General features: G+C 39.8%; 22 protein-coding genes. 6 read left to right on the top strand and 16 right to left on the bottom strand.

The features are described from left to right. Window positions 1-123: 123 nt before the first annotated feature. From rfaE1 to gmhB, 3 genes are read right to left on the bottom strand one after another with little or no spacing between them, the layout of a single operon-like run. Entirely contained in the window at window positions 124-1512 is a 1389-nt protein-coding gene (rfaE1, locus tag PTQ34_RS07465) for a D-glycero-beta-D-manno-heptose-7-phosphate kinase (protein WP_273932938.1), read from the bottom strand. Continuing rightward, window positions 1505-2476, bottom strand: a complete 972-nt coding sequence (gene rfaD, locus PTQ34_RS07470) for an ADP-glyceromanno-heptose 6-epimerase (RefSeq protein ID WP_273932939.1) — start codon at window positions 2474-2476, stop codon at window positions 1505-1507. Before rfaD ends, rfaE1 begins: the two co-directional genes overlap by 8 nt. A 37-nt stretch (window positions 2477-2513) precedes the next feature. Further along, window positions 2514-3002, bottom strand: a complete 489-nt coding sequence (gene gmhB, locus PTQ34_RS07475) for a D-glycero-beta-D-manno-heptose 1,7-bisphosphate 7-phosphatase (protein ID WP_273932940.1) — start codon at window positions 3000-3002, stop codon at window positions 2514-2516. A gap of 79 nt (window positions 3003-3081) precedes the next feature. On the opposite strand from gmhB, the gene PTQ34_RS07480 reads away from it, so the two are divergent. Beyond that, window positions 3082-3387, top strand: a complete 306-nt coding sequence (locus PTQ34_RS07480; protein ID WP_273930054.1) for a c-type cytochrome — start codon at window positions 3082-3084, stop codon at window positions 3385-3387. A gap of 9 nt (window positions 3388-3396) precedes the next feature. Next, the gene (locus PTQ34_RS07485) at window positions 3397-3702 is read left to right on the top strand and encodes a c-type cytochrome (protein WP_273932941.1); all 306 of its coding nucleotides are present in this window, start codon (window positions 3397-3399) and stop codon (window positions 3700-3702) included. A 259-nt stretch (window positions 3703-3961) separates the two neighbouring features. Here the strand turns inward: PTQ34_RS07485 and PTQ34_RS07490 are convergent, their stop codons facing one another. The 5 genes from PTQ34_RS07490 to PTQ34_RS07510 all read right to left on the bottom strand — a co-directional run bounded on the left by PTQ34_RS07490 (window position 3962) and on the right by PTQ34_RS07510 (window position 11176). Beyond that, a complete protein-coding gene (locus tag PTQ34_RS07490) occupies window positions 3962-5383 on the bottom strand; it encodes an efflux transporter outer membrane subunit (RefSeq protein WP_273932942.1) in 1422 nt (473 codons plus the stop codon). Beyond that, on the bottom strand, window positions 5376-8528 hold the full coding sequence (locus PTQ34_RS07495) for an efflux RND transporter permease subunit (RefSeq protein WP_273932944.1): 3153 nt from the start codon (window positions 8526-8528) through the stop codon (window positions 5376-5378). The genes PTQ34_RS07490 and PTQ34_RS07495 overlap by 8 nt, the downstream gene beginning before the upstream one ends. A 9-nt stretch (window positions 8529-8537) precedes the next feature. Beyond that, window positions 8538-9683 (bottom strand): efflux RND transporter periplasmic adaptor subunit, encoded by a 1146-nt coding sequence (locus PTQ34_RS07500; protein WP_273932945.1) that lies wholly within the window; start codon window positions 9681-9683, stop codon window positions 8538-8540. 171 nt (window positions 9684-9854) lie between these two features. Continuing rightward, window positions 9855-10421 (bottom strand): YceI family protein, encoded by a 567-nt coding sequence (locus tag PTQ34_RS07505; RefSeq protein ID WP_273932946.1) that lies wholly within the window; start codon window positions 10419-10421, stop codon window positions 9855-9857. Window positions 10422-10438: 17 nt separating this feature from the next. Next, window positions 10439-11176 (bottom strand): thioredoxin domain-containing protein, encoded by a 738-nt coding sequence (locus tag PTQ34_RS07510; protein WP_273932948.1) that lies wholly within the window; start codon window positions 11174-11176, stop codon window positions 10439-10441. 154 nt (window positions 11177-11330) lie between these two features. On the opposite strand from PTQ34_RS07510, the gene PTQ34_RS07515 reads away from it, so the two are divergent. The 4 genes from PTQ34_RS07515 (at window position 11331) to PTQ34_RS07530 (ending at window position 15407) form a co-directional block, all read left to right on the top strand. Beyond that, window positions 11331-12047 carry a FlgD immunoglobulin-like domain containing protein gene (locus PTQ34_RS07515; RefSeq protein WP_273932949.1) on the top strand — a complete coding sequence of 239 codons (717 nt, stop codon included), beginning with the start codon at window positions 11331-11333 and terminating at the stop codon, window positions 12045-12047. Between the two features lie 141 nt (window positions 12048-12188). Then, a complete protein-coding gene (locus tag PTQ34_RS07520) occupies window positions 12189-13817 on the top strand; it encodes a flagellar hook protein FlgE (protein ID WP_273932951.1) in 1629 nt (542 codons plus the stop codon). After that, window positions 13810-14280, top strand: coding sequence for a hypothetical protein (locus PTQ34_RS07525; protein ID WP_273932952.1), 471 nt, complete (start codon window positions 13810-13812; stop codon window positions 14278-14280). Before PTQ34_RS07520 ends, PTQ34_RS07525 begins: the two co-directional genes overlap by 8 nt. Window positions 14281-14366: 86 nt before the next feature. Then, entirely contained in the window at window positions 14367-15407 is a 1041-nt protein-coding gene (locus PTQ34_RS07530) for a type II asparaginase (RefSeq protein WP_273932953.1), read from the top strand. Between the two features lie 131 nt (window positions 15408-15538). On the opposite strand, the gene fliY is transcribed toward PTQ34_RS07530, so the two are convergent. From fliY to PTQ34_RS07570, 8 genes are all read right to left on the bottom strand, one after another. Then, the gene (fliY, locus tag PTQ34_RS07535) at window positions 15539-16360 is read right to left on the bottom strand and encodes a flagellar motor switch protein FliY (protein ID WP_273933006.1); all 822 of its coding nucleotides are present in this window, start codon (window positions 16358-16360) and stop codon (window positions 15539-15541) included. After that, a complete protein-coding gene (gene fliM / locus PTQ34_RS07540) occupies window positions 16350-17465 on the bottom strand; it encodes a flagellar motor switch protein FliM (RefSeq protein ID WP_273932954.1) in 1116 nt (371 codons plus the stop codon). The genes fliY and fliM overlap by 11 nt, the downstream gene beginning before the upstream one ends. Then, window positions 17465-18172, bottom strand: a complete 708-nt coding sequence (locus PTQ34_RS07545) for an RNA polymerase sigma factor FliA (protein ID WP_273930066.1) — start codon at window positions 18170-18172, stop codon at window positions 17465-17467. Before PTQ34_RS07545 ends, fliM begins: the two co-directional genes overlap by 1 nt. Next, complete coding sequence (locus PTQ34_RS07550; protein WP_273932955.1) at window positions 18144-18512, bottom strand: hypothetical protein; 369 nt, start codon at window positions 18510-18512, stop codon at window positions 18144-18146. The genes PTQ34_RS07545 and PTQ34_RS07550 overlap by 29 nt, the downstream gene beginning before the upstream one ends. Window positions 18513-18728: 216 nt before the next feature. Then, window positions 18729-19592: a P-loop NTPase gene (locus PTQ34_RS07555; RefSeq protein WP_273932956.1), complete on the bottom strand. Its 864-nt coding sequence runs from the start codon at window positions 19590-19592 to the stop codon at window positions 18729-18731. Next, on the bottom strand, window positions 19576-20904 hold the full coding sequence (gene flhF, locus PTQ34_RS07560) for a flagellar biosynthesis protein FlhF (protein WP_273932958.1): 1329 nt from the start codon (window positions 20902-20904) through the stop codon (window positions 19576-19578). Before flhF ends, PTQ34_RS07555 begins: the two co-directional genes overlap by 17 nt. An 8-nt stretch (window positions 20905-20912) precedes the next feature. Next, window positions 20913-21404 (bottom strand): 2-amino-4-hydroxy-6-hydroxymethyldihydropteridine diphosphokinase, encoded by a 492-nt coding sequence (gene folK, locus PTQ34_RS07565; protein ID WP_273932960.1) that lies wholly within the window; start codon window positions 21402-21404, stop codon window positions 20913-20915. 126 nt (window positions 21405-21530) lie between these two features. Next, window positions 21531-22553: an aminopeptidase P family protein gene (locus tag PTQ34_RS07570; protein ID WP_273932962.1), complete on the bottom strand. Its 1023-nt coding sequence runs from the start codon at window positions 22551-22553 to the stop codon at window positions 21531-21533. Window positions 22554-22560: the final 7 nt, after the last annotated feature.

The following is a 22560-nucleotide window of genomic DNA, read 5'->3' on the forward strand; positions in this document are numbered from 1 at the left end:
AGACAAAATTCTAGAATTCCTAACAAAAATTCCTAAGAATTCTAGAATTCCCAGATAAAATTCTAGAATTCCTAACAAAAATTCCTAAGAATTCTAGAATTCCTAGACAAAAATCTAGAATTCCTAGCAGTTTTTCTTGATTTTTTCTACCAAAGCAGAGGTGCTTTTGCCCTCTTTAAAATCAATTAGCGCAAGTTTAGTGGCGTATTTTGCGCCAGCTACTTCTTTGTTTGCGTAATCAGCTCCCTTAGCTAGCACATCAGGAGCAATGTCTTTTATAAGAAGTTCTGGCGTATCTTCGCCAAAAATCACCACAAAATCCACCGCCTCCAATGCCTCAAGCATGCTAGCTCTTTCATTCTCATCATTTATAGGGCGGCTTTTTCCTTTTAGCCTACGCACGCTCTCATCGCTATTTAGCCCCACGATTAGCACGTCGCCTAAGGCTCTAGCTTTTTTTAGATAGCTGGTATGGCCGCTGTGAAGCACATCAAAGCAGCCGTTTGTAAATACGATTTTTTTGCCCTTTTTTCTTAGCTCTTTAATAGCGGTTAAAATTTGCTCTTTGCTTTTTATTTTGCCTTCATGAAAGCCAGCAAGTGCGTGTATTTCATCCCAGCTAGCATCTGCACTACCTACTTTGCCCACGACCACAGCAGCAGCAAGATTTGCGTATTTTAAAGCTGTTTTTATATTATCACCCCTAGCTAGACAATATCCAAGAGTAGCTAGCACGCTATCGCCTGCGCCTGTTACATCGTAGACCTCTTTTGCTAGGGCTGGATCTCTTAGCTCATTTTGCCCATCCCATAGAGCAATGCCCTGCTCGCTTAGCGTAACTAGCCCAAAATCAAGCTCAAATCGCTCTTTTAGCTCCCTTAAGCCCTTTGAGATATCAGCATCACTTGCTAGGGCATATCCTAGTGCGCCTGAGGCTTCTTTGCGGTTTGGGGTGAGCAGGGTCGCACCTTTGTATTTGCTATAATCCGTGCCTTTTGGATCTACTAGCACGGCTTTATTTAGTGCTTTTGAAGTTTTGATACAAGCATTGGTTAGCTTATTTGTTAGCACGCCTTTTCCATAATCGCTTAGCAAAACTATATCATAGCGTTTTAGAATTCCCTCTAATCTAGCGATTATTTCATCATCTAGGCTGATTTCATCTGCGCTTTCATTATCCACTCTTAGCACTTGCTGGTGAGAGACCATTATGCGTGATTTTTGGCTAGATTTTCGCCCACGCTCTTGAAGCACTAGCTCAGCCTTTGCTTTGCAGCTAGCTAGCATAGCGATGATCTCTCGTCCTGCGCTATCATCGCCTAGCACGCTGATTACACCTACATCAGCACCTAGTGCGATGAGATTTGATACCACATTTCCACAGCCGCCAAGTCGCTTTGTCTCGCTTTGTTTTAGTACTACTTGGACTGGGGCTTCTGGGCTTATACGCTCGCAACTGCCCCAGATATAGTGATCTATCATTAGATCGCCGATTACTAAGACCTTAGGCATTTTGCTCTTTCTTAAAGATTTCTTTTATTTCATCTGCGTAGTCTGCTATGCCTGCCTCTAAGCTCCATTTAGCAAGGAATTCTAGATTTGCATTTTTGCTAAGATCAGCTTGGGTGTGAAACTGATAGGCACCGATAAAAGGATTTGGGATATATTCTTTTTTTACATTTATATTTAAAACTTCAGCCAAAATATCAACTATACTCTCAAAGCTTCTAGCTTTTCCAGTAGCTGCGTTATACACACCACTTTTTGCTTTTAGCGCAGCCTCGTTTGCCGCTACTATATCACGGATATAGACAAAATCACGGCAAATTTTATCACTGCCTTCAAAAAGCCTTGCGCTGCCACTTTTTAGCATTTGAAGACCAAATTGTAGCACCATGCTTGCGGTTTTGCCTTTAAAATACTCGCTTTTGCCATAAACATTAAAATACCTTAGCCCCACTACATGCGCGCTAGGATTAGTAGCGCAGTGATTGCAAGCGATTTTATCCATCATAAACTTTGAAAATCCATAAGCGTTTTTTGGCTTTTCGCTAGCCCAAATGCTCTGTGGGCTAGGCGCATCTCCATAAACAGCCCCAGAGCTAGCATATACTAGCTTTGAGTCTAGTTTTTTTGCTAAGTTCATGATATCTACAAAAACATTTATATTTGTGCGCATGATAGCGTCTTGTTCGCTAACAGTGGTATCGCTAATAGCTGCCTCGTGAAAAATCGCATGCGGGGCAAAATCAGCAATTTTTTCTAGCGTTTTAATATCGCAAATATCGCCACAGTAAATCTCCCCGCTAAAATCAAGCAAATTGCGATAATCTCCAAAGGCTTTGAAATTCCCATTGCTAAAACGCTCGCCAGAGTTAAAGCAATCAATCACAAGCACCTCATGCCCTAGGTCCTCAAAGTGTTTTGCTAGATTTGAGCCAATAAAGCCAGCCCCGCCAGTAACTACGATTTTCATTTATGCTCCCAAATTTTTTGCTTATTATAATGAAAAATTATTTAATTTTCAAAGAAAACGCCACTTCTTTTAAGCTAGCAAATTCTTTGCCTAATTTAAAGTTTTTTCCAACGCCAGCTGATAGTCCTGCTGCTATGTCGCTGTCTTTATCACCTATTAAAATTGAGTTTTTTAGATCGATTTCTAGCTCACTAGCTGCTTTTAAAATCATACCAGGCTTTGGCTTTCTACACTCGCAGCCTAGTTCTGGTGCGTGTGGGCAGTGATAGACCTTTAGCACTGAAATTCCTTGTTTTTCAAGCCCTGTTAGCATCCATGTTGTAAGGTTTGCAAAATCAGCCTCGCTATAATATCCTCTTGCGATGCCTGATTGATTTGTGATTATTACAAGCTCAAAGCCTAATTCTTTTAGCCTTAAAAGCCCCTCAAACACGCCATCGCACCACGAGAAATCTTCTATTTTGCCTACATAGCCGCGATCTACATTTATCACGCCATCTCTATCTAAAAATGCTGCTTTTTTCATAAAGCGTATTTTAGCAAATTTTATAAAAATTTAACTTTACAAAGTATATAATTACAAACATTTTTTTAGGAGGAACAAAATGAAAAAATTTGCATTTGCAGCCTGTGCTGCGTTGTTTGCTGCTACTTGCAGCTTTGGAGCTGATGGTGCTACAATATTCAAAAAATGTGTAACTTGCCACGGTATGAAAGCAGAGAAATCTTATCTAAACAAAGTTCCTGTGCTTACTACAGTAGATGCTGCTGAGCGTCTTGCACTTATGAAAGAGTACAAAGCTGGTACTGCGAACAAATTTGGCATGGGCGCTGTAATGAAAGGCCAAATGGCTAGCCTAAGCGAAGAGGATATGGCTGCTGTTAACGACTACATCAGCACTCTAAAATAAGGAGCAATGATGAAAAAAATCGCTCTAAGTGCGGCTGCGCTTTGCGTGACTGCTAGCATTTGTTTTGGTGCTGATGGTGCTAAGCTTTTTAAATCATGCGTTGCTTGCCACGGTGCAGCTGCAGAAAAGCCATATCTTGGCGGAAAAGTGCCTGCGCTAAAAAGTATCGCAAGTGCTGAGCGCCTAGAGAGTCTAAAAGGCTACAAAGCCGGCACTCTAAACAAAAACGGCCAGGGTGGCATTATGAAAGCTCAAATGGCTAAGTTTAGCGAAGAAGATATAGCTGCAATCAATGCTTATATTGATTCGCTATAATTTGTCTTTATAAGAGCTGCCGTGGGTGAGAGCCCACGGCTTTTTTATTTCACGATTAAAATCACATTTTATTTTTTTCAAGCTTTTAGGAATTCTAGATTTGGGAATTCTAGCTTAAGAGTATTTAGGGAATTCTAGATTTGGAATTCTAGAAGTATTTCTAAGGAATTCTAGATTAGGGAATTCTAGTTTTAGGGAATTCTAGTTTAAGGGTATCTAGGAATTCTAGATTTGGGAATTCTAGAATTCCTAGGTTAGTTTAGTATTTTAAAGTCTCATCAAGGCTTTTTTCTAAGCCTTTTGGATTTTTAAATCCACCACCAAAGGCTTTAAAAACCTCTACAACTGAGCTAGCTAAACCTGCTTTGGAACTTGCTAGCTCTAGCCTTGCGCTAAGATGCTGGCGCTGTGCGTCAAGCAGCTCAAGATGAGAGCTATAGCCTGCCTCGTATCTAAGCTTGCTAAGCTCATAAACCCTAGCACCTGAGGCTTCAAGGTCGCTAGCAGCACTTAGTTTAAAATCAGCATTTTTACGAAGTTCAAGCGCATCTTTTACCTCACCAAGAGCGTTTTTAAGTGTTTTGTCGTATTCTAGCATGCTAGCATTTTGATCTAGCCAAGCTAGTTTTACATTACTAGCAGTACGACCAAAGTCAAAAAGCGGCATCACCAAAGACCCACCTTTTTGCCAAGTGTGCGCTGAGCTTACTAAAAGACGCTCAAAGTCATTGCTAGTATAGCCAAAGGCTGCTGTTAGGCTAATTTGTGGAAAATACGCAGCTCTAGCTACGCCTATTTGGGCATTTGCAGCCTTAAATCTAAGCAAAGCAGCACCAACATCAGCTCTACGCTCTAAAATATCAGCACTAATGCCCTCTGGGACACTTGGGATAGTGTAGTTAGCGTCACTTATAGTGATGTTGTTTTCAGCTATAAAGCTAGCATCTTTGCCGCTTAAAATCGCAAGTGCGGTGCGAGTTTTGCTAAGGCTATCTTGTAAGGTAGCAAGCTGCGAGCGTGCACTATCTACGCTAGCCTTGCTTTGGTAATACACAAGCTCTGTTATATAGCCACTTTCTAGCTCGGCTTTGCGGTATTCTAGCGTTTGTTCGTAGCTTGCAAGGCTTTCTTTTAATATATTTTCTTGCTCACTTAGCGCAATTAGCGAAAAGTATGTATTTGCCACGCTTGCAGCTATGCTAAGTCTTGCGTTTTGAACATCCATCGCACTTGCTTCATACATAGCGATGCCAGCTCTTGCAGCATTTCTTACTCTACCCCACAGATCAATCTCCCAGCTTAAAACTGCGCCTAAGCTAGTAAGCGTGCTAGTGCTTCTGCCCTGCGGCGAGCGCTCGCTAGTTTCGCTTTTGATAGAGCTTGCCTCGCCTTTTACATTTGGCGTAAACTCTAGCTTTGCTAGATCCATTTGAACTTTTGCTTGCTCAAGCGAATTTAGTGCTAAAAGTAGATCAGAGTTTTTGCTAAGAGCTAAACTCATTAGCTCGTTTAGCTGAGAATTATTAAACTCCTCCCACCAACTCTCATTTATATCCTTTACCATAACAGGATTTGCTAGGCTTACATTAGTATCCACAACTGGCATTTTTGGGCGCAGGTTACAAGCAGAAAAACTAAGAGCTATGGCAAATACTACTAGGAATTCTAGAATTCTACGCATTTTTTACTCCTTGTGCTGCTTTTTTCTCTGCTTTTGCTCTGCGCTTAGCATTCCAGCTCTCTAAAAGATAAAAGAAAAGTGGCACAAAGAAAATAGAAATCGTGCTGGCAAAAATCATACCGCCTATAACGCCTGTGCCTATGCTGTGGCGCGAAGCAGCTCCAGCTCCGCTAGCTAGGGCAAGTGGCAAAACGCCAAGCGTGAAAGCAAGGCTAGTCATACAAATAGGGCGGAAGCGCATTTTTGCTCCATTTATCGCAGCTTGAGCGATATTTACGCCTTTGCTTAGATGCTCTTGCATAGCAAACTCTACGATGAGAATCGCATTTTTTGCTGCTAGACCTATCAAAAGAATAAGGCCGATTTGGAAGTAAATATCATTGCTTAGACCCCTAGCCCAAGTAAAGAGCAAGGCTCCAAGCACAGAAAATGGCACCGCTGTAATAACAGCTAATGGCATTAGCCATCTCTCATACTGCGCTGCAAGGATAAGAAACACAAACACAAGTCCTAGCACAAAGGCTTTTGCTCCAGTTCCTGCTGAGTTTACTTCTTGATACGAACTACCTGCCCAGCCTATGCTATATCCGCTTGGCAACTCTTCTTTTATGATTTGTGAAATCGCCTCTATAGCCTCACCTGAGGTATAGCCTGGCTTTGGAGAGCCCATTAGTTTAGCAGCTGGGAAGGCATTAAATCTATCCACGCTATCAGCACCAAGTGAGCGTTCAAGCGTTATCAAAGAGTCTATTGGCACTAGCTCGCCATACATGCTTCGCACATAGAGATTTGATATATCATTTGGATTATCACGGCCCCCCTCTTCTGCTCTTAGCTGAACTCTAAAGGTCTTACCATAAATATTAAAGTCATTTACATAATACTGACCTATAGTAGAACTTAGCGTAAAGAAAATATCATTAATATTTATGCCTAGCATTTTGATTTTTTCTCTATCTAAGGTTAGTTTATAGATAGGGAAGTTTGTATCTAGCGTGGTGCGAACTTGCATCAAAGCAGGGTGAGCGTTTGCTTTTTGGGCTACTCTGCGCAAATCCTCTTCAATCTCATTATATGTCCTACCATCTGTGTTTTGCGCATATAGCTCAAAGCCACCAGTGACTGAAAGACCCATGATAGCAGGTGGAACAAGAGCAAAGCTCATAGAGTTTCTATCCATGCCAAAGAGCTTTTTGTTAAAATCAGCCGCCATAGCAGCACTTGAGTTTTCATAGCCTGGGCGCTCGCTCCAGTTTTTTAGCACCACAAAAGAAACACCAGCATTTTCTCTAAGTCCACCACCAAGCAAATCATAGCCTGCTACTTCTGTAAACTTATCTACTCTAGGATCATTTGTTATAAGGTTTCTAATGTTTCCTAAAGTCTCACTAGTGCGGTTTAGCGCAGATGCAGGTGGCAAAGTAGCTACTGTTAAAAGCACACCTTTATCTTCTTCTGGTACTAGTCCACCTGGGGTGATTTTAAATAGCCCTATCATAGCAGCTATCAAAATAATAACTATAAGCAAACTTCTAATAGTATGCTTTATTACCATAGCAACACCGCTAGTAAATATACGCGTAGAAAAATCAAAAAATTCATTGTATTTTTTTATAAACCAAAAAGGCTCGCTTTCTTTTTTGCGCAAGATAAGCGCGCAAAGTGCTGGTGTAAGAGTAAGTGCCACAAAACCTGAAAAAGCCACGCTGGTAACCAAAGTAAGGGCAAACTGCTTTTGGATAAGTCCTACAAAGCCCTCAATAAAGCTCACTGGGATAAACACAGCACCCAAAACTAGCACGATAGAAATAACAGGCGAGGTAATCTCACGCATTGCCTCAATTGTAGCGTCTTTTACACTGATATTTGGGTTTTCGTGCAGTATACGCTCGACATTTTCTATAACAATAATCGCATCATCCACAACTATACCAATAGCAAGCACTAGGGCAAAAAGAGTAATAAGATTTATTGAAAATCCTAGCACATAAATACCAATAAAGGCTCCACACAAAGATACTGGCACAGCAAGTAGTGGAATAATCGTCGCTCTAACATTTCCTAAGAACATATAAATAACTAACACAACCAAAACCATAGCTTCAATGAAGGTTTTAACAACTTCTTTTATAGATATACGCACGAACTCAGTCGTATCATAAGCTAGTGTATATTTTAGTCCCTCAGGCCAGCTGTCTTTTAGCTTTTCTAGTCTATTTACTACTTGATCCATTACTTCAATAGCATTTGCGCCACTTTGCATAGTAATGAAAACTGGCTGCATAGGCTTGCCGTTATACTTAGCTATAGTAAACTGCTGTCTTGCGCCAAGCTCTACTGTGGCTACATCTTTTAGACGCAAAATTTGTCCGTTTTTCTCTGCTTTTAAAATTATATTTTCAAACTGCTCGGCTGTGGTAAACCTGCCCTCAGCTTGCACGGCATATACAAAGGCTGTATTTGGATTGATAGGCCCTTCACCGATTTTTCCTACAGCGTATTGGCTGTTTTGTTCGCTAATAGCAGCTGCTATTTCAGCAGAGGTGATATTATGCTCATGCATTAGCTCAGGTTTTAGCCAAACACGCATAGAATAATCTCTATTTCCAATAGCTTCAGCACTACCCACGCCAGGCACACGAGAAAGATCATCAACTATATTTATTTTAACATAGTTTGCTAGTTCTGTGATGTCCATATTCTCGCTATCATCAGTAAATGCAAAAACACCTAAAATAGTGCTTGATCTCTCATTTACAGTTACTCCAAGTCTGCGAACTTCTTCTGGTAGTAAGTTTACAGCTGAGGTAATGCGGTTATTTACATTTACCTTAGCAGTTTGTGGGTCGGTGCCGGTTTTAAAATATACATTTATATTCATAGTACCAGTTGATGAGCTAGTGCTTTGCATATATATCATATCTTCAACGCCATTTATAGCATCTTCAAGAGGGGCAGCGACAGTCTGGGCGATAGTAGCAGCGTCAGCTCCGCTATAAGTAGCACTTACAACGATTTGTGGCGGAGTAAGCCTTGGATATTCTTCAATAGAAGCATTATAAAGTCCTGCTAAACCTGCAATTACAATAATAATGGAAATAACGCTGGCAAAAACAGGGCGTTCAATAAAAAACTTTGAAAACATAATAAACCTCTATTTTGTAGCGTTATTTTCAGCCTTAGCCGGCATAGCAGTAGGATTATTTGGGTCGTTTATGATTTGCACAGCTGAGCCTGGGCCTATTTTTTTGAAGTTATCCATAGCTAAAATATCGCCATCATTTATGCCTGAACTTACTATGTAATCAAATCCAACATTGCTAGCAATTTTGATATATTTTTTTTCTATTTTTCCATCTTTTATAGTATAAACATAAGAGCCTTTTGGATCTTGGCTTACTATTTTTTGCGGGATTTTAAAGGCATTTTTTTGGAAAAAACCATCTACTTCAATTTTAGTGTAAATTCCTGGTTTTATAGCGTGGTCTTTATTTTCAAAAACAGCCTTTGCCTCCACGCTTGCAGTACCTGAGTTTACTACGCTATCAATAAAAATTAGCTTGCCAGTGTATTTTTTATCATCTATTACCATGCTTACAGTTGGATTTAGCCTTTTCCACGAGCCATCTGCTACGCTATTATCCATTTCTAGCTTTCTTACATCACTCATACCAAATCTTACATAAATAGGATCAAGCTTGCTAATTCGCACAAGCTCACTACCACGCTCAGCAAAGCTACCTACATTTTGGCGGTTATCACCTACTACACCATCAAATGGAGCTAATAGCATTGAGTCTTGCCAGTCAATCTTAGCACTTTTTGCGTTGCCTAGGGCTGTTTTTGTATTTGCAGTTGCAGCTGTGTAGGCTGCTAGTGCGTTATCATAGTCTTTTTGGCTAACTGCGTTTTTTTCTTTTAGCACTTTTACTCTTTTAAACTCTTTGCCTGCGTTTTGTTCACTCGCAACTGCTGCTTGATAAGCGCCTTGTGCGCTATCATAAAGAGCCTTGTAGCGAGCCTCATCTATTTTTAGAAGCTGTTCGCCTGCTTTTACCTGCGCGCCTGGGGTAAAAAGCTGTTCTGTAATAGAGCCTGAAACCTTGGCTTTTAGCATTACATCAAGGTCGCTGAAAGTTTGTCCATTAAAGCTTAAAAGAAGTGGTTGATCGCCCATTTTTACCTTCATAGCAGTCACTGGTAAAGGTGGCATTTGCTGCGCTTGTTTTTCATCGCTGCAGCCTATGAAAGACGAGCTAAAAACGGCAAAAATAGCTGATATTACTAGATATTTTTTCATATTAAAACCTCGCAATTTTTCTTGCGATTTTAGCTTAAAAATTTAAATTTTTATGATAATTTTTAAAAAATATTTTGTATTTTATAAGGAATTCTAGAATTCTTAGGATAATTTTACACTAGGAATTCTAGAATTCTAGAATTCCTAAAAGAAATTTTAAGCTTTTAAAGCTTATTTTACATTTACCTCAAAGCCGATTTCTACTTCGCTCCAAGTGTTATTACCATGAAGTCCTTTAATAGTAGTATCAGTTCTAAACGCATCAAAAGCGGCTGTGGCCTTATAGTCTTTTATATCTATGCTAGTCTTTGCTACTAATTTGCCGTTTTCTACTACATAGCCCATTTCTACATCTCTTTGGATGCCATTAAAAGTAATTGTAGTTTTTAGCTTGCCAGCTTTATCATCGCCCTCTACAGCGTTGATTAGGGCTTTTGCTTCTTTGCTATTTAGTTTAGCAAAAAACTTATCACGCATATTTTTATCGCGAAGTGGGTTTTTGTTTGTATCTACTTTGTTTAGATCGATTAGAGCAGTTGCACCTTCGAGCACCTCTTTTGCGCTGCCATTAGTGGTTTTGAAGCTAAACTTTGCTTCTTTAAAAGTCATAGGAACAGCGATTTTTTGGTTTGTTTTGTAGCCTGTAACTACTGGTTTTACACTCGCTTCATCAATGCTAAGCGCAAAAAGTGAACTAGCACCAAAAATTAGTGCTGCCACAACTAGTGATTTTTTCATTTTTACTCCTTTTGGTTTTATTTTATTTCTAAATTACTAGCTTCTATAAAAGCTGGAACGCCACGAATCGCCCCTGTAGCAAAGATGCTATGAACGATTTCTTGCTCTTTTTTTATCTTTTCGGCTTTATACTCTGGGGCAGCATTTGCTTTGTCATAATACTTGCGAAGTAAAGCAATTTTTTCTGCGTCAGTTTTGGCTGATTTCATCTGCTCTTGTATAGCAAGAGAGCGTGCCACAGCATCCTCGCCATGACTAGTAAGTGGAGTGAAAACTAGCTTTAATCTATATTCTTTTAGCGTAGTTTCAATATTTTTTAACTCTTCTTGGCAATAAGGGCAAAGCGGGTCAGTAAAAACATACATAAGCTCTTTTTTGCTATCGCCTAATTCCATGATTTTTTCTTGTGGGTAGGTTTTTAGCAAAGCCCCTAGCTTTTTATATCCTGCAAACTGGCGTTTTTCTTGTTCTGCTTTTTGAAAATCACCTGCGTAAGAAATTTTCTTTTCTACATCTATTACATCTGGGAAAAGATACTTGCCATCAGTGAAAAACACCTGTCTCATCTCGTCAGTTTTGCCTTTTATAGCGATTATGATTTGCTCAAGGCCCACGCCTTCAAGCTGGCTTCTTTCATCTATCTTAGCTTCAACACCTTTTGGTAAATCAAACATAGATAAAATCTGCTCATCACTAAGCTCGCCAAAAGCCGTGCTTGCTAGCAAAGCGCTTGCTAGAATTACTGATTTTTTCATTTTTGTCCTTAAAATTTTAATCCAAAGCGCAATTATACAAGAAAAATTGTAAACAAATACTAGAATTCCATATAATTTATTTTAATATAAATTTTGGAATAATTTTTGCTTATAAATCAGTGCCAAAACCTAAAATCTATAGAAAGGATAGCAAATGGCAGACTACATGGATACCACAAACACAACCTCAGCGTTAAATAATGCTCTTGCAAGCACAAATGCTAGGGCGGTTCGTGGCTCAACTCCAACAAATCCAAATGCTGAGCTAAAACAAGAAGACTTTTTGGCACTGCTTCTTACTGAGCTTCAGTATCAAGACCCAACAGAGCCTATGGATAGCCAAAAAATGCTAGAACAAACCTCTATGCTCTCTCAACTAAGCATGCAGCAAAAAACAAATGATGTCATGCAAAAGTTAGCTAGCCAAATGGAAAGTGCGTTTTCTATGAGTGCGATGAACGCTCTTGGTAGTTATGCGACAATCTCTAGTTCAGTTACTAAAGATGATGCTACAAAATCTCTTGGTCTTCCTGTAAACTTCCCAGAAGATATTTCAGGTGCTACAATAGAGGTCAAAAACAATGCTGGCACAGTGGTTCGCAACATCGAGCTTGGTGCGATGACAAAGGGTACGGCTACTATCGAGTGGGATCTACTAAACAACAATAAAAACCAAGTAGATAATGGCACTTATACCTACGCGGTCAAATACACCACCAAAGACGGACGCCAAATGGATATGCAAAACACAAACTACTTGGTTGAGAGTGTGCGTTTCCAAAACGGCGAAGCTGAGTTTAAGGTAGCTGGCAATTACATAAAAGCAAATAGAATTTCTGAGTTTAGCGCCTTGCCTAGCTCAAATAGCTAGAAAATCTAGCTTAATTTTTAGCAAGGAATTCTAGAATTCCTTGCTAAAATTATAGGGAATTCTAGAATTCCTTGAGTATTTAAGGACAAAAAAGCAAGGAATTCTAGAATTCCTAAGAAAAATTATTTAAGGATAAAGCCCATGATGACAGCACTTTATAACGGTGTCTCAGGCATAAAAACCAATAGCATAGGCATCGATGTAACAGGCAATAATATAGCAAATGCAAACACAGTAGGCTTTAAAAACTCTCAAGCTGAGTTTAAAGATCTGTTTTATCAAACAGCAGCTGCTATGAGCCAAAACCCAGTAGCCTCGTCACTAGGACTTGGCACTACTATGGCAACAACTGCGCTTGATATGAAGCAAGGTAGTTTTCAAAACACAGACAATGCATTTGATTATGCTATCGGGGGCGATGGCTACTTTGCAGTTCAAAAAGGCGGGAGCACTTACTACACAAGAGCTGGGGAGTTTTTGCTAGATGTGAATCGTGATATGATAAATACCTCAGGCTTTTATCTTATGGGTACGACAGCTGCTTTAAATGAGGCTAGCTACTCAGCAGCTGCTCTAAAAAAACTAGGTAGCCAGGATACACAGGCCCTTACCTTAGAGCCAACCTCAAATCTAGAATTTAGCCAAACAATAAACAAAATCACTTTGCCTACTAATCTCTACATACCACCAGAGCCTACAACTAGCGTGAAATTTCGTGGCAATCTAACAACAAAGCAAGAATATATCCAACAAGATATAGAGCTAAATATGATAAATGCCGAACTAAGCATAAGCGAAGATGGCAAAGCCAACCTAAAAGGCACGCTAACAGATACCCCGCAGCTAGAAAAGTATAACACAGGCACATTAGTAAATATCACCTTTGCTAACGAAGCTGGCAATATGCTAAAAACTCAGGCTAGAATACAAGATGATGGAAGCTATGAGCTAAATGACTTTGATGTAAGCACACTAGCTGATGAGGGCGGCGGATATGAGAGCCTTCAAGCCTCAGCTACCACGCAAGGTCTAGTAGCACAGCCTAGCACAGCAAAGTTTGTAGCAGGACTTCATGGCGCTAGTGGCTTTGAGAACACGCTTACTATAAACTTAGAGCGCGAGCTACCAAATCCGGCTGATGGAGCAAACTGGCTGATGGACGCAACCATCACAGACCCTGATGGCAATGTCTTAAGCCAGGCTTCTGGCGTGCTAAGCTTTAATGGTTTTGGTGCCCTAACAGGCAACACGCTTGGCCCACTTAGCAATGAGGGCTCACCAGTAAATATAGACTTTGGCTCACTATACAACCCAGATGTACCAAATAGCGGCTTTGATGGTATAGTAATGAGCCAAAGGGCTAGCGGCATAGATAGCCAGCAAAAAGACGGCCACGCAGATGGGCTTTTTAAAGCCTATGCTACTAGCGAAGATGGCACGATTTTAGCAGTGTTTGACAATGGCATGCAAGCAGCTGTTGCTAGAGTGCCGCTCTTTCATTTTCAAAACGACCAAGGACTTTTTAGCGAGGGTGGCGTGTATTTTAGCCCTACAGACAATAGTGGCGAGGCCTTTATGTATGCAAAAGAAGATGGCACACCATACAATGGCTCTGTGATAAAAAGCTACATGCTAGAAAACTCAAATGTAAGTTTAGAAAGAGAAATGACTATGCTAATCGTCCAACAAAGAGCCTACGAAGCAAGCGCAAAAAGCATAAGCACAAGCGATCAAATGCTCCAACGCGCGATAAATATGAAAAATGGTTAAGATTTTAGCTTTATTTTGCCTGCTTTTTAGCTCTGTTTATTCAGAGCAGCTACGCTCTTTTGGCGCTGGCGGTGCTGATTATAAAAGAGCAAAGGTTTTTATCCCTAGTGGCTGCGTGCTAAAAGACAGCCTTGGCGATATTCTAATAAGGTGTAAAAACAGCTGGGCAAGGGCTCAGGTGCTGCGCATAGAAATTGGCTGTTACGAGGCAGCAAAGACACTAGTAGACCTAGCTGGCGATGAGCCAAGGGGACTAAAAGTAAGCGGGCTAGGTGGTGAAAAAATAGAAACTAGAATTCCTATAAAAACCGCTAGATTAAAACTACAAATCACCCCAGCAGACGCAAGCTCGCCTTTGCCAAATATCATTATCTGCGAACATGAAATCGCACTTAGCATTTTTGGCAGTGATGAAAAACTAGTAGAACAAATCGCCTCAAACTCACTCATAGAGGCTTTTTAAGCTCTAGAATTCCCTAGAATTCCCTAATAAAACATTAACTTTACTTTTGTTATAATACTCCTACATCTTAATTCAAAGGAGTAACAATGAAAAAAGTCCTAGTGCTAGCAGCCTTGCTAGCAAGCTTTGCCTTTGGCAAACCACTAGTTTATGTCCTAGCAACAGGTGGTACGATAGCAGGTAGCGCAGCAGGTGGTGCTACTGATACTGCCTATACATCAGGCGCTGTTACAGTAGATGCTCTGCTAAAAGCTGTGCCTCAAATAAACGACATCGCAGTAGTAAAAGGCGAACAAGTAGCAAACATCGGCTCACAAGCTATGAACAACGAAATCTGGCTAAAACTAGCCAAGCGTGTAAATGAGCTACTAAAACAAAAAGATGTAGCAGGTATCGTCATCACTCACGGCACTGATACTATGGAAGAGACTGCGTATTTCCTAAACCTAACAGTAAAAAGCGACAAACCAGTAGTTTTAGTAGGTGCGATGAGAAGCTCTACTTCAATGAGTGCTGATGGCCCACTAAATCTATACAACGCTGTAAATGTAGCCATAAATAAAGAGAGCAAGGGCAAAGGCGTGCTTGTAGCAATGAACGAAGAAATCCACGCTGCAAGAGAGGTTCAAAAAACAAATACAACTGGCGTAGCAACTTTTAAAAGCCCAAATACTGGCAAAATCGGCTCAGTATTTTATGGTAATGTAAAATACTACCTAAACCCTACAAGAGCTCACACAAAAGCTAGTGAGTTTGATGTAAGCAAGCTAAGCGAGCTACCAAAGGTTGAAGTTGTAATGGGATACGCTAATGTAGATCGTGCTATGCTTGATGCTGCTATAAGCTCTGGAGCAAAAGGAATCATCAACGCTGGTGTGGGCAACGGTAGCCTTTATCCAACAGCAGAAGAAGCCTTTGGCAAAGCTATCGCAAATGGCGTAATCGTAGCTCGCTCATCTCGTGTGGGCTCAGGCGAGACTACAAGGGGTGGTGAGACTGATGATGATAAGTTTGGCTCGATCGCAACTGACAACCTAAGCCCAGCAAAAGCAAGAGTGCTTTTAATGCTAGGTCTTACCAAAACAAACGACAAAGCTAAACTTCAAGAGTATTTCTACAAATACTAAGAAGTGCTAAATCTAGAATTCCTAGGAATTTAAGACTTTGGAATTCTAGAATTCCCAGGAATTCTAGTTTAAAATCTAGAATTCCAAAGCAAAATCTAGAATTCCTATTCTAGGGAATTCTAGATTTTTTATTATTTTAACTGCTCTAAGCGTTCTTTTTTAGAACCGATTTCTGTGATTTGCACGCCAAAGTTTCCATCGATGATGACAACCTCGCCAAGGGCTATTGGTTTATCGCCGATTAGCACTTCAAGCGGGTCGTTTGCTAGCTGGTTTAGCTCTATAACAGAGCCTATATCCATGCTTAGCACATCTTTTAGTAGCATTTTCTTTGAGCCTATTCGCACACGCAGTGGCAGACGCACATCCATAATAAGCCTGATATTTTTAATATCTCCATCAAAAACAGAGCCTTGGCTAGTAGCTTCTGGGGCTGGGGCAGCCGGCGGGTCTATTAACTCGCAAAAGGTCTTATCAGCAGCGATTGCTAGTTGTTCGCTCTGTCCGCTATAGCTTACGCCAAAGACAAAAATCTTGCTAAATCCATCTAAATTAAGCGGTTCGTTGCCTGCTACATAGCTGGTTTTGTCTATATCAAAGCTTAGTTTTGGCAGCTCACTTTGGGCTCCAAGTGCGGTAGAGACCGCACCAAACCAGTTTGAAAAAATCTCTTTACTAGCATCAAGCTCATCATCGCCGATATTTTCGTTCATTGTAGGCTTTTCTTCGCCTAGCATGATATCATTTATCGCTGTCATGAGAAGTGGAGTAGCCATAAAAAGTAGCTTACCACCACCAGAGCTAACGCTAGCAGTGATTACAGGTGGATTTATGCCACTTTGCGCATTTGCTTCAAACTCCTTTGGCTCGCCAACAGCAGCGCCTTGCCCAGTAAGCCCCTCAGCAGTGCTAGCAAACTCAGCACTAAAAATGCCTAAAAGATTATTCATCATCATCGTATTCATCTCCATCATCGTCATTTACGCTATCATCATAAGACTGAATTTTTGCCTTGCGGTCTTCTTCGTATTGTTCTAGGATACTTTTAATTTCATCTTTATCTGTTTTGATAAGCTCTTTAAGCTGTATGCTTTTACGAAAGCGATGCAAGCCCATATCAGCCATAAATACATCTTTTTTATCTATGCTAACAATAGCCATATCATCAGCACTTCTATCAAGCTTTAAAATATCGCCTGGTTTTAGCTCCAAAAACTCAAGAACGCTGATATTGGTTTTACCCAAAATCGCTTCATATAGCACCTCAGCACGCCCTACTAGCGTTTTTAGCTCTTTATTACGAGATTTTTTCGCACTCGTTTCACCTAGCATAACATCACGGTTAGCAAGGCGCGAAAGAATAGGCTCAAGATAGATTACAGGGTAGCAAAAATTTATCATACCACTATTTCCACCTATGATAATCTCCATAACAGCCATGATAATAATCTCATTTTGGCTAACAACTTGAACAACATTTGGACTTGATTCTTTTGCCTCGACATTTGGATACATATCAGTTATCATCTGCCAGCTTTCTTTTAGGCGCTGCATAACTATACGCAAAATCGCATCAAGCAAGTTTACTTCAATATCTGTTAGCTCCCTGCTACTATCAAAGCCGCCATCTCCTTTACCGCCAAGCAAGCGGTCTATCATAGGAAAGGCGATACTAGGATTTATCTCCAAAACACAAGAGCCATCAAGAGGCTTGATAGAAAAAACATTAAAGCTCGTAGGACTTGGCAAACTCATCAAAAACTCACCATAAGTCATTTGATCAACTGAGTGAAGCCTGATTTCAACAATTGAGCGCATAATTGATGAGATTTGGCTAGCAAGGTTGCGGGCTAGTTTATCATGGATGCCTTTTATAGCGCGTAATTGCTCTTTACTTACCCTGTTTGGACGCTTAAAGTCATAAATAATAACCTGGCGGTCTTCTGGTAACTTTGGCTTTTTGTGAGCCTCTGATGCTACTAATTCTGCGCCGTCTTCGTCATCATCAACAGCTTGCAAAAGAGCGTCTATTTCTTCTTGACTAAGAATATCAGCCATTAAAAGCCCAACCTTTCTCTAAGTTTTATTATCATTTTTTTGTGTATTTGACATACACGAGATTGTGAAATTCCTAAAAGCTCACTAATTTCAGCTAAGTTTAGCTCATCAAAATAATAAAGCTGTATTACTTGCTGGTCTTTTAGCGAAAAGCCCCTTAAAATCTCCATAATATGAGAGATTAAATCATCTTTTTCTACTTTTTCAAAAGTGCCCTCAGGGCTTGCTAGCAAGTCATATTGCTCATCAAGTGGCAAGAGCATAGCAATCTCGCTCATATTTTTAGCATCGCTGATTTGCGCTGTGCTTACGCCGATTTTTTTAGCCAGCCATTCATCGCTTGGTTCGCTCTCATGCTCGTTAAAATACTGCGCACTAAGCTCATTTATTTGCTTTATTAGTTTTCTATCACCTCTACTCATAGGATCAAGCGAGCGCAAAAAGTCTAGCATAGCACCATAAACGCGCATTCTAGCATAGCCCCAGAAATTATCATTTTTTTCTTTATCATACGCACGAGAAAGACTTACCATCGCACAAACCCCAGCCCCCACTAAGTCATTAAACTCCACGCAAGCTGGCAAGCGAGATTTTAAGCGTGCAGCCATAGCACGAAGTGCTGGCATATAGGCTACTACAAGCTCGTTTTGCTCGCTAAGAAGTCCATTTTGATAAGCATCAAGCTGCTTTTTGCGTTGATTGTTCATCTACTTTCTTTTTAGATTTTTTCTTGCTAGATTTTTTAGATAATAATTTATCTCGTTTTACTTGCATCATAGCATCCATGCGACGCTCTCTAGCAAAAAGTTCTTCAATCAAAAACTCATTTATTTCTTCATATTTTTCTTTATCAAAATATATTTTGCTTTCCGAGCTTGCATCTATATAGTTCATAATAGCTATGTGAGAGCCTAAGAAAAATATTAGTGCTATCACGCAGGTATAAGCCACAAGCTCTAAGGGCTCATACTCAGCCATAATACAAAAAATCACGCCTATAAAAAATCCAAGCGCTGTTAAAAAACCAACAAAGTTATCCGCTCGCATTGCGATTTTCCCTTAAACTGCCTAGATTTCAAGCTATTTAGGAATTCTAGAATTCCTAGGCTAAAAGTAATCTAGAATTCTAGGAATTCTAGGCTAAAAGTAATCTAGAATTCTAGGAATTCTAGGCTAAAAGCAATCTAGAATTCTAGAATTCCTAGGCTAAAAGTAATCTAGAATTCTAGGAATTCTAGGAATTCTAGGAATTCTGGATTACTTTTAGAATTTCTCAGCCAAACGCTTGAAAAATCCGGCAAAACTTTTTTCTTTTGAAGTATCAAGCATTTTTTGTTCCACTGCGTAAAGCAGCTTGCTAGCAGCATCCTTTAAACACACGCTAGGCTCGGTATTTGGTGCATCATCGCTAAAAAGCGTTCGTGATTTGATTGAGCGCATTACTACCTTATCATTTGGCACGTAACCTAGCATCTCAAGCCCTACATCGCCTACATTTCTGCGCACAACGCCAGCAATGGTGCTAAAAATTCGTTCTGCTTCTTGTGCGCTTTTTACATTATTTGGTAGCATAAAAACTCTTTTTCTATGCGCGCAACTTGCTTTTATGACAGCATAAGCATCAGTTATCGCAGCAGGGTCTGGGGTTGTTACTAGTATAACCTCATCGCTAGCATCTAAAAAAGTCTGCGTAGCAGGTCCAATCCCAGCACCAGTGTCAATGATGAGATAATCAATGCCCTCAAGCACGCTAGCATCGTTCATAAACTTATCAAACAAAAACTTATCATTAAACTTAAAAATATCAGCCCCACTCTCGCCTGGCACTAAAAATAAATTTTCTTTTACATTTATTACTATATCGCTAAACTCGCACTCGCCACGCATCACATTTAGCAGGTTTTGCTCAGCACGGACATTTAGTATCACATCTAGATTTGCTAGCCCTATATCAGCATCAAATAGCGCTACTTTATATCCATTTAGGGCTAGGATATTTGCTAGGTTTGCGCTAAGCGTGCTTTTGCCCACGCCGCCTTTACCGCTTGTTACTGCTACTGTGTGAGTGCCTTTGTGTGGCTTAGTTGTTTTACTCATCAAATCTCTTAATTTACTTGCTTGATCCATCAAATCCCTCCAATACACATTTTACCAAAAAATTGCTATTAGCCTCCATAATATCATCAGGCACATTTTGTCCTAAACAAAAATAGCTAACAGGCACGCCAGTTTCATACACTAGCGAGAAAATATTGCCAAAAATTCTAGTTTCATCAAGCTTTGTAATAATTAGTGAGCTGATATTTGTAAAAGAAAAATTATCATAAATTTCTAGCAAATCTTCTATTTTTGTATTCGCACTTAGCACTAGATTTACCTCTATATCAGCATCCACGCTAGAAATAAACTCATTTAACAAAGTGAGTTTTTCTGTATCATACTGACTAGAACCAAGGGTATCAACCAAAATCACATCATAGCCACTAAAAGCCTTAATCGCACTTTTAAACTCTTCAATGTTAATTGCTTCTACCATGCGCATTTTCATCACCTGCGCATATTGTGCTAGCTGTTCAACCGCACCTATGCGGTAGCTATCTAGCGTGATTACGCCGGTTTTATACTGAATTTCTCCATCATAAGCGTATTTATAAGCAAGTTTGCTTAAAGTAGTAGTCTTACCGACACCTGTCGGGCCTATTAACATAATGATTTTTTGCTTTTTTTGGCTTAGCATGATTTTTTTGCTAGGCAGCATTTTTTCTAGTAAAAAATAAAAATATCTCTCAATAGCACTAGGATTATTTTTCATAGAACTAGGCATATTAGCAATGGTAGCTTCCATAATAGCCTTTAAATGCTCGCTTTTCATACCAGAACTAGCTGCTTTTTTGTAGATTGTAGCAAACTCAGGTGGTATTACTATCTCGCCTCTGGCTTCTTTTTTATCCTCCCAGACAGCATCTGCTATTAGTGAGAGCTTGTCATTTAGCTTATCAAGCTTTTTTTCCATATCACGCATTTTTGCGCTGTAATCAGGCTGGATATTAAGCGGGCTTGGCTCGCTATCATTTGCGCTAGCTAGATTTTTTATCTCATTTGCCACGCGCGAGATACTCATGCTTACATCTTCATCTTGCCACTGCTCTTTTGGAGTAGCTTTTGGAGTGCTTTGGCTGGTTTGGCGGTTTTTGCCTAGATTTGTGTAGGCCTCTATTTGGCGTTTGATATCATTTACTTGTTCTATTTTATTTAGCTCGCTAAGCGGGTTTTGCTCTTCTTCTACGCAAACTACCACTTCAAACAAAGGATCTTGATTTAAGGTCTTGGCTCTGATTTGCTTTGTTACTTCAATGGCAAAATCATCGCCTAGTTCGGCTTTTGCTTTTAAGAGCGCATCTGCTGTGGATGAGCCTGTAAATGAATATCTTTTTATCATATCTTCTCCTACATCATAGCTAGTGGCAAAATCACGCTTAGTCTCTGGCAGGCTTTTGGATGTGGCAGCCTTAGACGCTCGCTTTGACGGATTTTTGCGCTAAAATCGATTATATCTATATCTAGCGTTCTAGGTGCGTTTTTAAAGCTTCTTTTTCTGCCAAAAATTTTTTCATAATTTAGCATTATTTTTAGCGTCTCTGTGGCATAAAGCGAACTTTTTATCTCAAGCACAGCATTTAGAAAATCAGCTTGATTTTCATAGCCAAAGGCTTTGTTTTTGATAATCGGCGAGCTTTTTACTAGCTTAAAACGCCTGTCTTTGGCTAGTTTTACAATCAGTCTTTCAAAGCGAGATTTTACTTCTTTTTCATTAGCTATATTGCCACCGATTCCTAAAATGTAAGTGTAGCGAATTTTTCTTAGTTTTTTAGAATTCCTAGCAAATTTTCGTGGAAAAAATGCTGATTTTATTATTTTTTTAAATCCACTACAATACATTTTTTAAGAACCATCCAGCTTATCAAAGGAATTCTAGAATTCCTAGTTAAGCCTTAATCTAGAATTCCCTAAAATCTAGAGAATTCTAGAATTCCTAGCTAAGTTTAAATCTAGAATTCCCTAAAATCAAAGTATCTCACAGCCATTTTCAGTGGCGACTACTACATCTTCTATTCTTACGCCAAACTCACCTTGTAAATAAATCCCAGGCTCAATGCTAAATACCATGCCAGGCTTTATAATCTCTTCGCTTTTTGGGCTAATTCTAGGAAGCTCGTGTATATCAAGCCCCACGCCATGCCCAGTGCTGTGAAAAAACGCCTCTGCATATCCAGCTTTTGTGATAACATCCCTTGCAGCCTTGTCAATATCGCAGGCTCTCACACCTGCTCGCACCGCTTTTATTGCCATTTGCTGCGCTTCTAAAACTATGTGATAGATCTCATCACGCTTAGAATTTTTAAAGTTTTGTTCTTTGCTAACTTGCGAGACTGTCCCTACTTCAAAGGTTCTAGTGCGATCTGAGCAGTATCTGCGATATTTGATCCCAGCATCAAAAAGTAGCAAATCTCCATTTTTTAAGGTATTTTTAGTTGGCAGCGCATGAGCCTTAGCAGCGTTTGCATTTAGAGCAGTTATAGGCTCAAAGCTAAGTCCAAACTCGCCTTTATTTTTTAAAATATTTGCCACTTCGTAGTTTAGCTCGCATTCGCTCACGCCTTTATCTAGGCTAGATTTTACAAACTCACAAACTCTCTTAAAGCCATCAGCACCGTGCTTAGCAGCTGTTTTTAAAATCTCAATTTCATCCTTGCTTTTTATCATACGCTTAATTTGCGAGAAGTTTGGCTTAAAATCAAATATATCACCAAGCTCATTAGAGAGACTTTTAAAATCAGCTAAGCTAAAATCATGCGGATTTAGCTCTAAGCGTGAAATTCCAAGCTTTTTGATTAACTCTTTTGCGCTTTGGTTTATATCATTTGAGATGATAATCTCAGCGTTTTTTATGATTTCATTTGCTTCTATGCCATACCTTGCATCTGTGATAAAAAAGTTTTTTTCAGCATGAGAGATGAATATTTCATTATCACAGCTGTATCCGCACTCGTAGAATACAGCATTTTCATCTTTTAAGATAAAACTCATTTTTATC

It is taken from the genome of Campylobacter magnus, from assembly GCF_028649595.1.
GTDB classification, from domain to species: Bacteria; Campylobacterota; Campylobacteria; order Campylobacterales; family Campylobacteraceae; genus Campylobacter; species Campylobacter magnus.

Bases quoted from the DNA above. Each gene is read 5' to 3' on its own strand.
- PTQ34_RS07495 (WP_273932944.1), bottom strand. From the start codon at position 8,528: ATGTTTTCAAAGTTTTTTATTGAACGCCCTGTTTTTGCCAGCGTTATT.
- PTQ34_RS07480 (WP_273930054.1), top strand. From the start codon at position 3,082: ATGAAAAAATTTGCATTTGCAGCCTGTGCTGCGTTGTTTGCTGCTACT.
- fliM (WP_273932954.1), bottom strand. From the start codon at position 17,465: ATGGCTGATATTCTTAGTCAAGAAGAAATAGACGCTCTTTTGCAAGCT.
- PTQ34_RS07510 (WP_273932948.1), bottom strand. From the start codon at position 11,176: ATGAAAAAATCAGTAATTCTAGCAAGCGCTTTGCTAGCAAGCACGGCT.
- gmhB (WP_273932940.1), bottom strand. From the start codon at position 3,002: ATGAAAAAAGCAGCATTTTTAGATAGAGATGGCGTGATAAATGTAGAT.
- rfaE1 (WP_273932938.1), bottom strand. From the start codon at position 1,512: ATGCCTAAGGTCTTAGTAATCGGCGATCTAATGATAGATCACTATATC.
- PTQ34_RS07485 (WP_273932941.1), top strand. From the start codon at position 3,397: ATGAAAAAAATCGCTCTAAGTGCGGCTGCGCTTTGCGTGACTGCTAGC.
- PTQ34_RS07500 (WP_273932945.1), bottom strand. From the start codon at position 9,683: ATGAAAAAATATCTAGTAATATCAGCTATTTTTGCCGTTTTTAGCTCG.
- PTQ34_RS07570 (WP_273932962.1), bottom strand. From the start codon at position 22,553: ATGAGTTTTATCTTAAAAGATGAAAATGCTGTATTCTACGAGTGCGGA.
- PTQ34_RS07545 (WP_273930066.1), bottom strand. From the start codon at position 18,172: ATGAACAATCAACGCAAAAAGCAGCTTGATGCTTATCAAAATGGACTT.
- PTQ34_RS07550 (WP_273932955.1), bottom strand. From the start codon at position 18,512: ATGCGAGCGGATAACTTTGTTGGTTTTTTAACAGCGCTTGGATTTTTT.
- flhF (WP_273932958.1), bottom strand. From the start codon at position 20,904: ATGATAAAAAGATATTCATTTACAGGCTCATCCACAGCAGATGCGCTC.
- rfaD (WP_273932939.1), bottom strand. From the start codon at position 2,476: ATGAAAATCGTAGTTACTGGCGGGGCTGGCTTTATTGGCTCAAATCTA.
- PTQ34_RS07505 (WP_273932946.1), bottom strand. From the start codon at position 10,421: ATGAAAAAATCACTAGTTGTGGCAGCACTAATTTTTGGTGCTAGTTCA.
- fliY (WP_273933006.1), bottom strand. From the start codon at position 16,360: ATGATGAATAATCTTTTAGGCATTTTTAGTGCTGAGTTTGCTAGCACT.
- PTQ34_RS07555 (WP_273932956.1), bottom strand. From the start codon at position 19,592: ATGGATCAAGCAAGTAAATTAAGAGATTTGATGAGTAAAACAACTAAG.
- folK (WP_273932960.1), bottom strand. From the start codon at position 21,404: ATGTATTGTAGTGGATTTAAAAAAATAATAAAATCAGCATTTTTTCCA.
- PTQ34_RS07520 (WP_273932951.1), top strand. From the start codon at position 12,189: ATGATGACAGCACTTTATAACGGTGTCTCAGGCATAAAAACCAATAGC.
- PTQ34_RS07490 (WP_273932942.1), bottom strand. From the start codon at position 5,383: ATGCGTAGAATTCTAGAATTCCTAGTAGTATTTGCCATAGCTCTTAGT.
- PTQ34_RS07525 (WP_273932952.1), top strand. From the start codon at position 13,810: ATGGTTAAGATTTTAGCTTTATTTTGCCTGCTTTTTAGCTCTGTTTAT.
- PTQ34_RS07530 (WP_273932953.1), top strand. From the start codon at position 14,367: ATGAAAAAAGTCCTAGTGCTAGCAGCCTTGCTAGCAAGCTTTGCCTTT.
- PTQ34_RS07515 (WP_273932949.1), top strand. From the start codon at position 11,331: ATGGCAGACTACATGGATACCACAAACACAACCTCAGCGTTAAATAAT.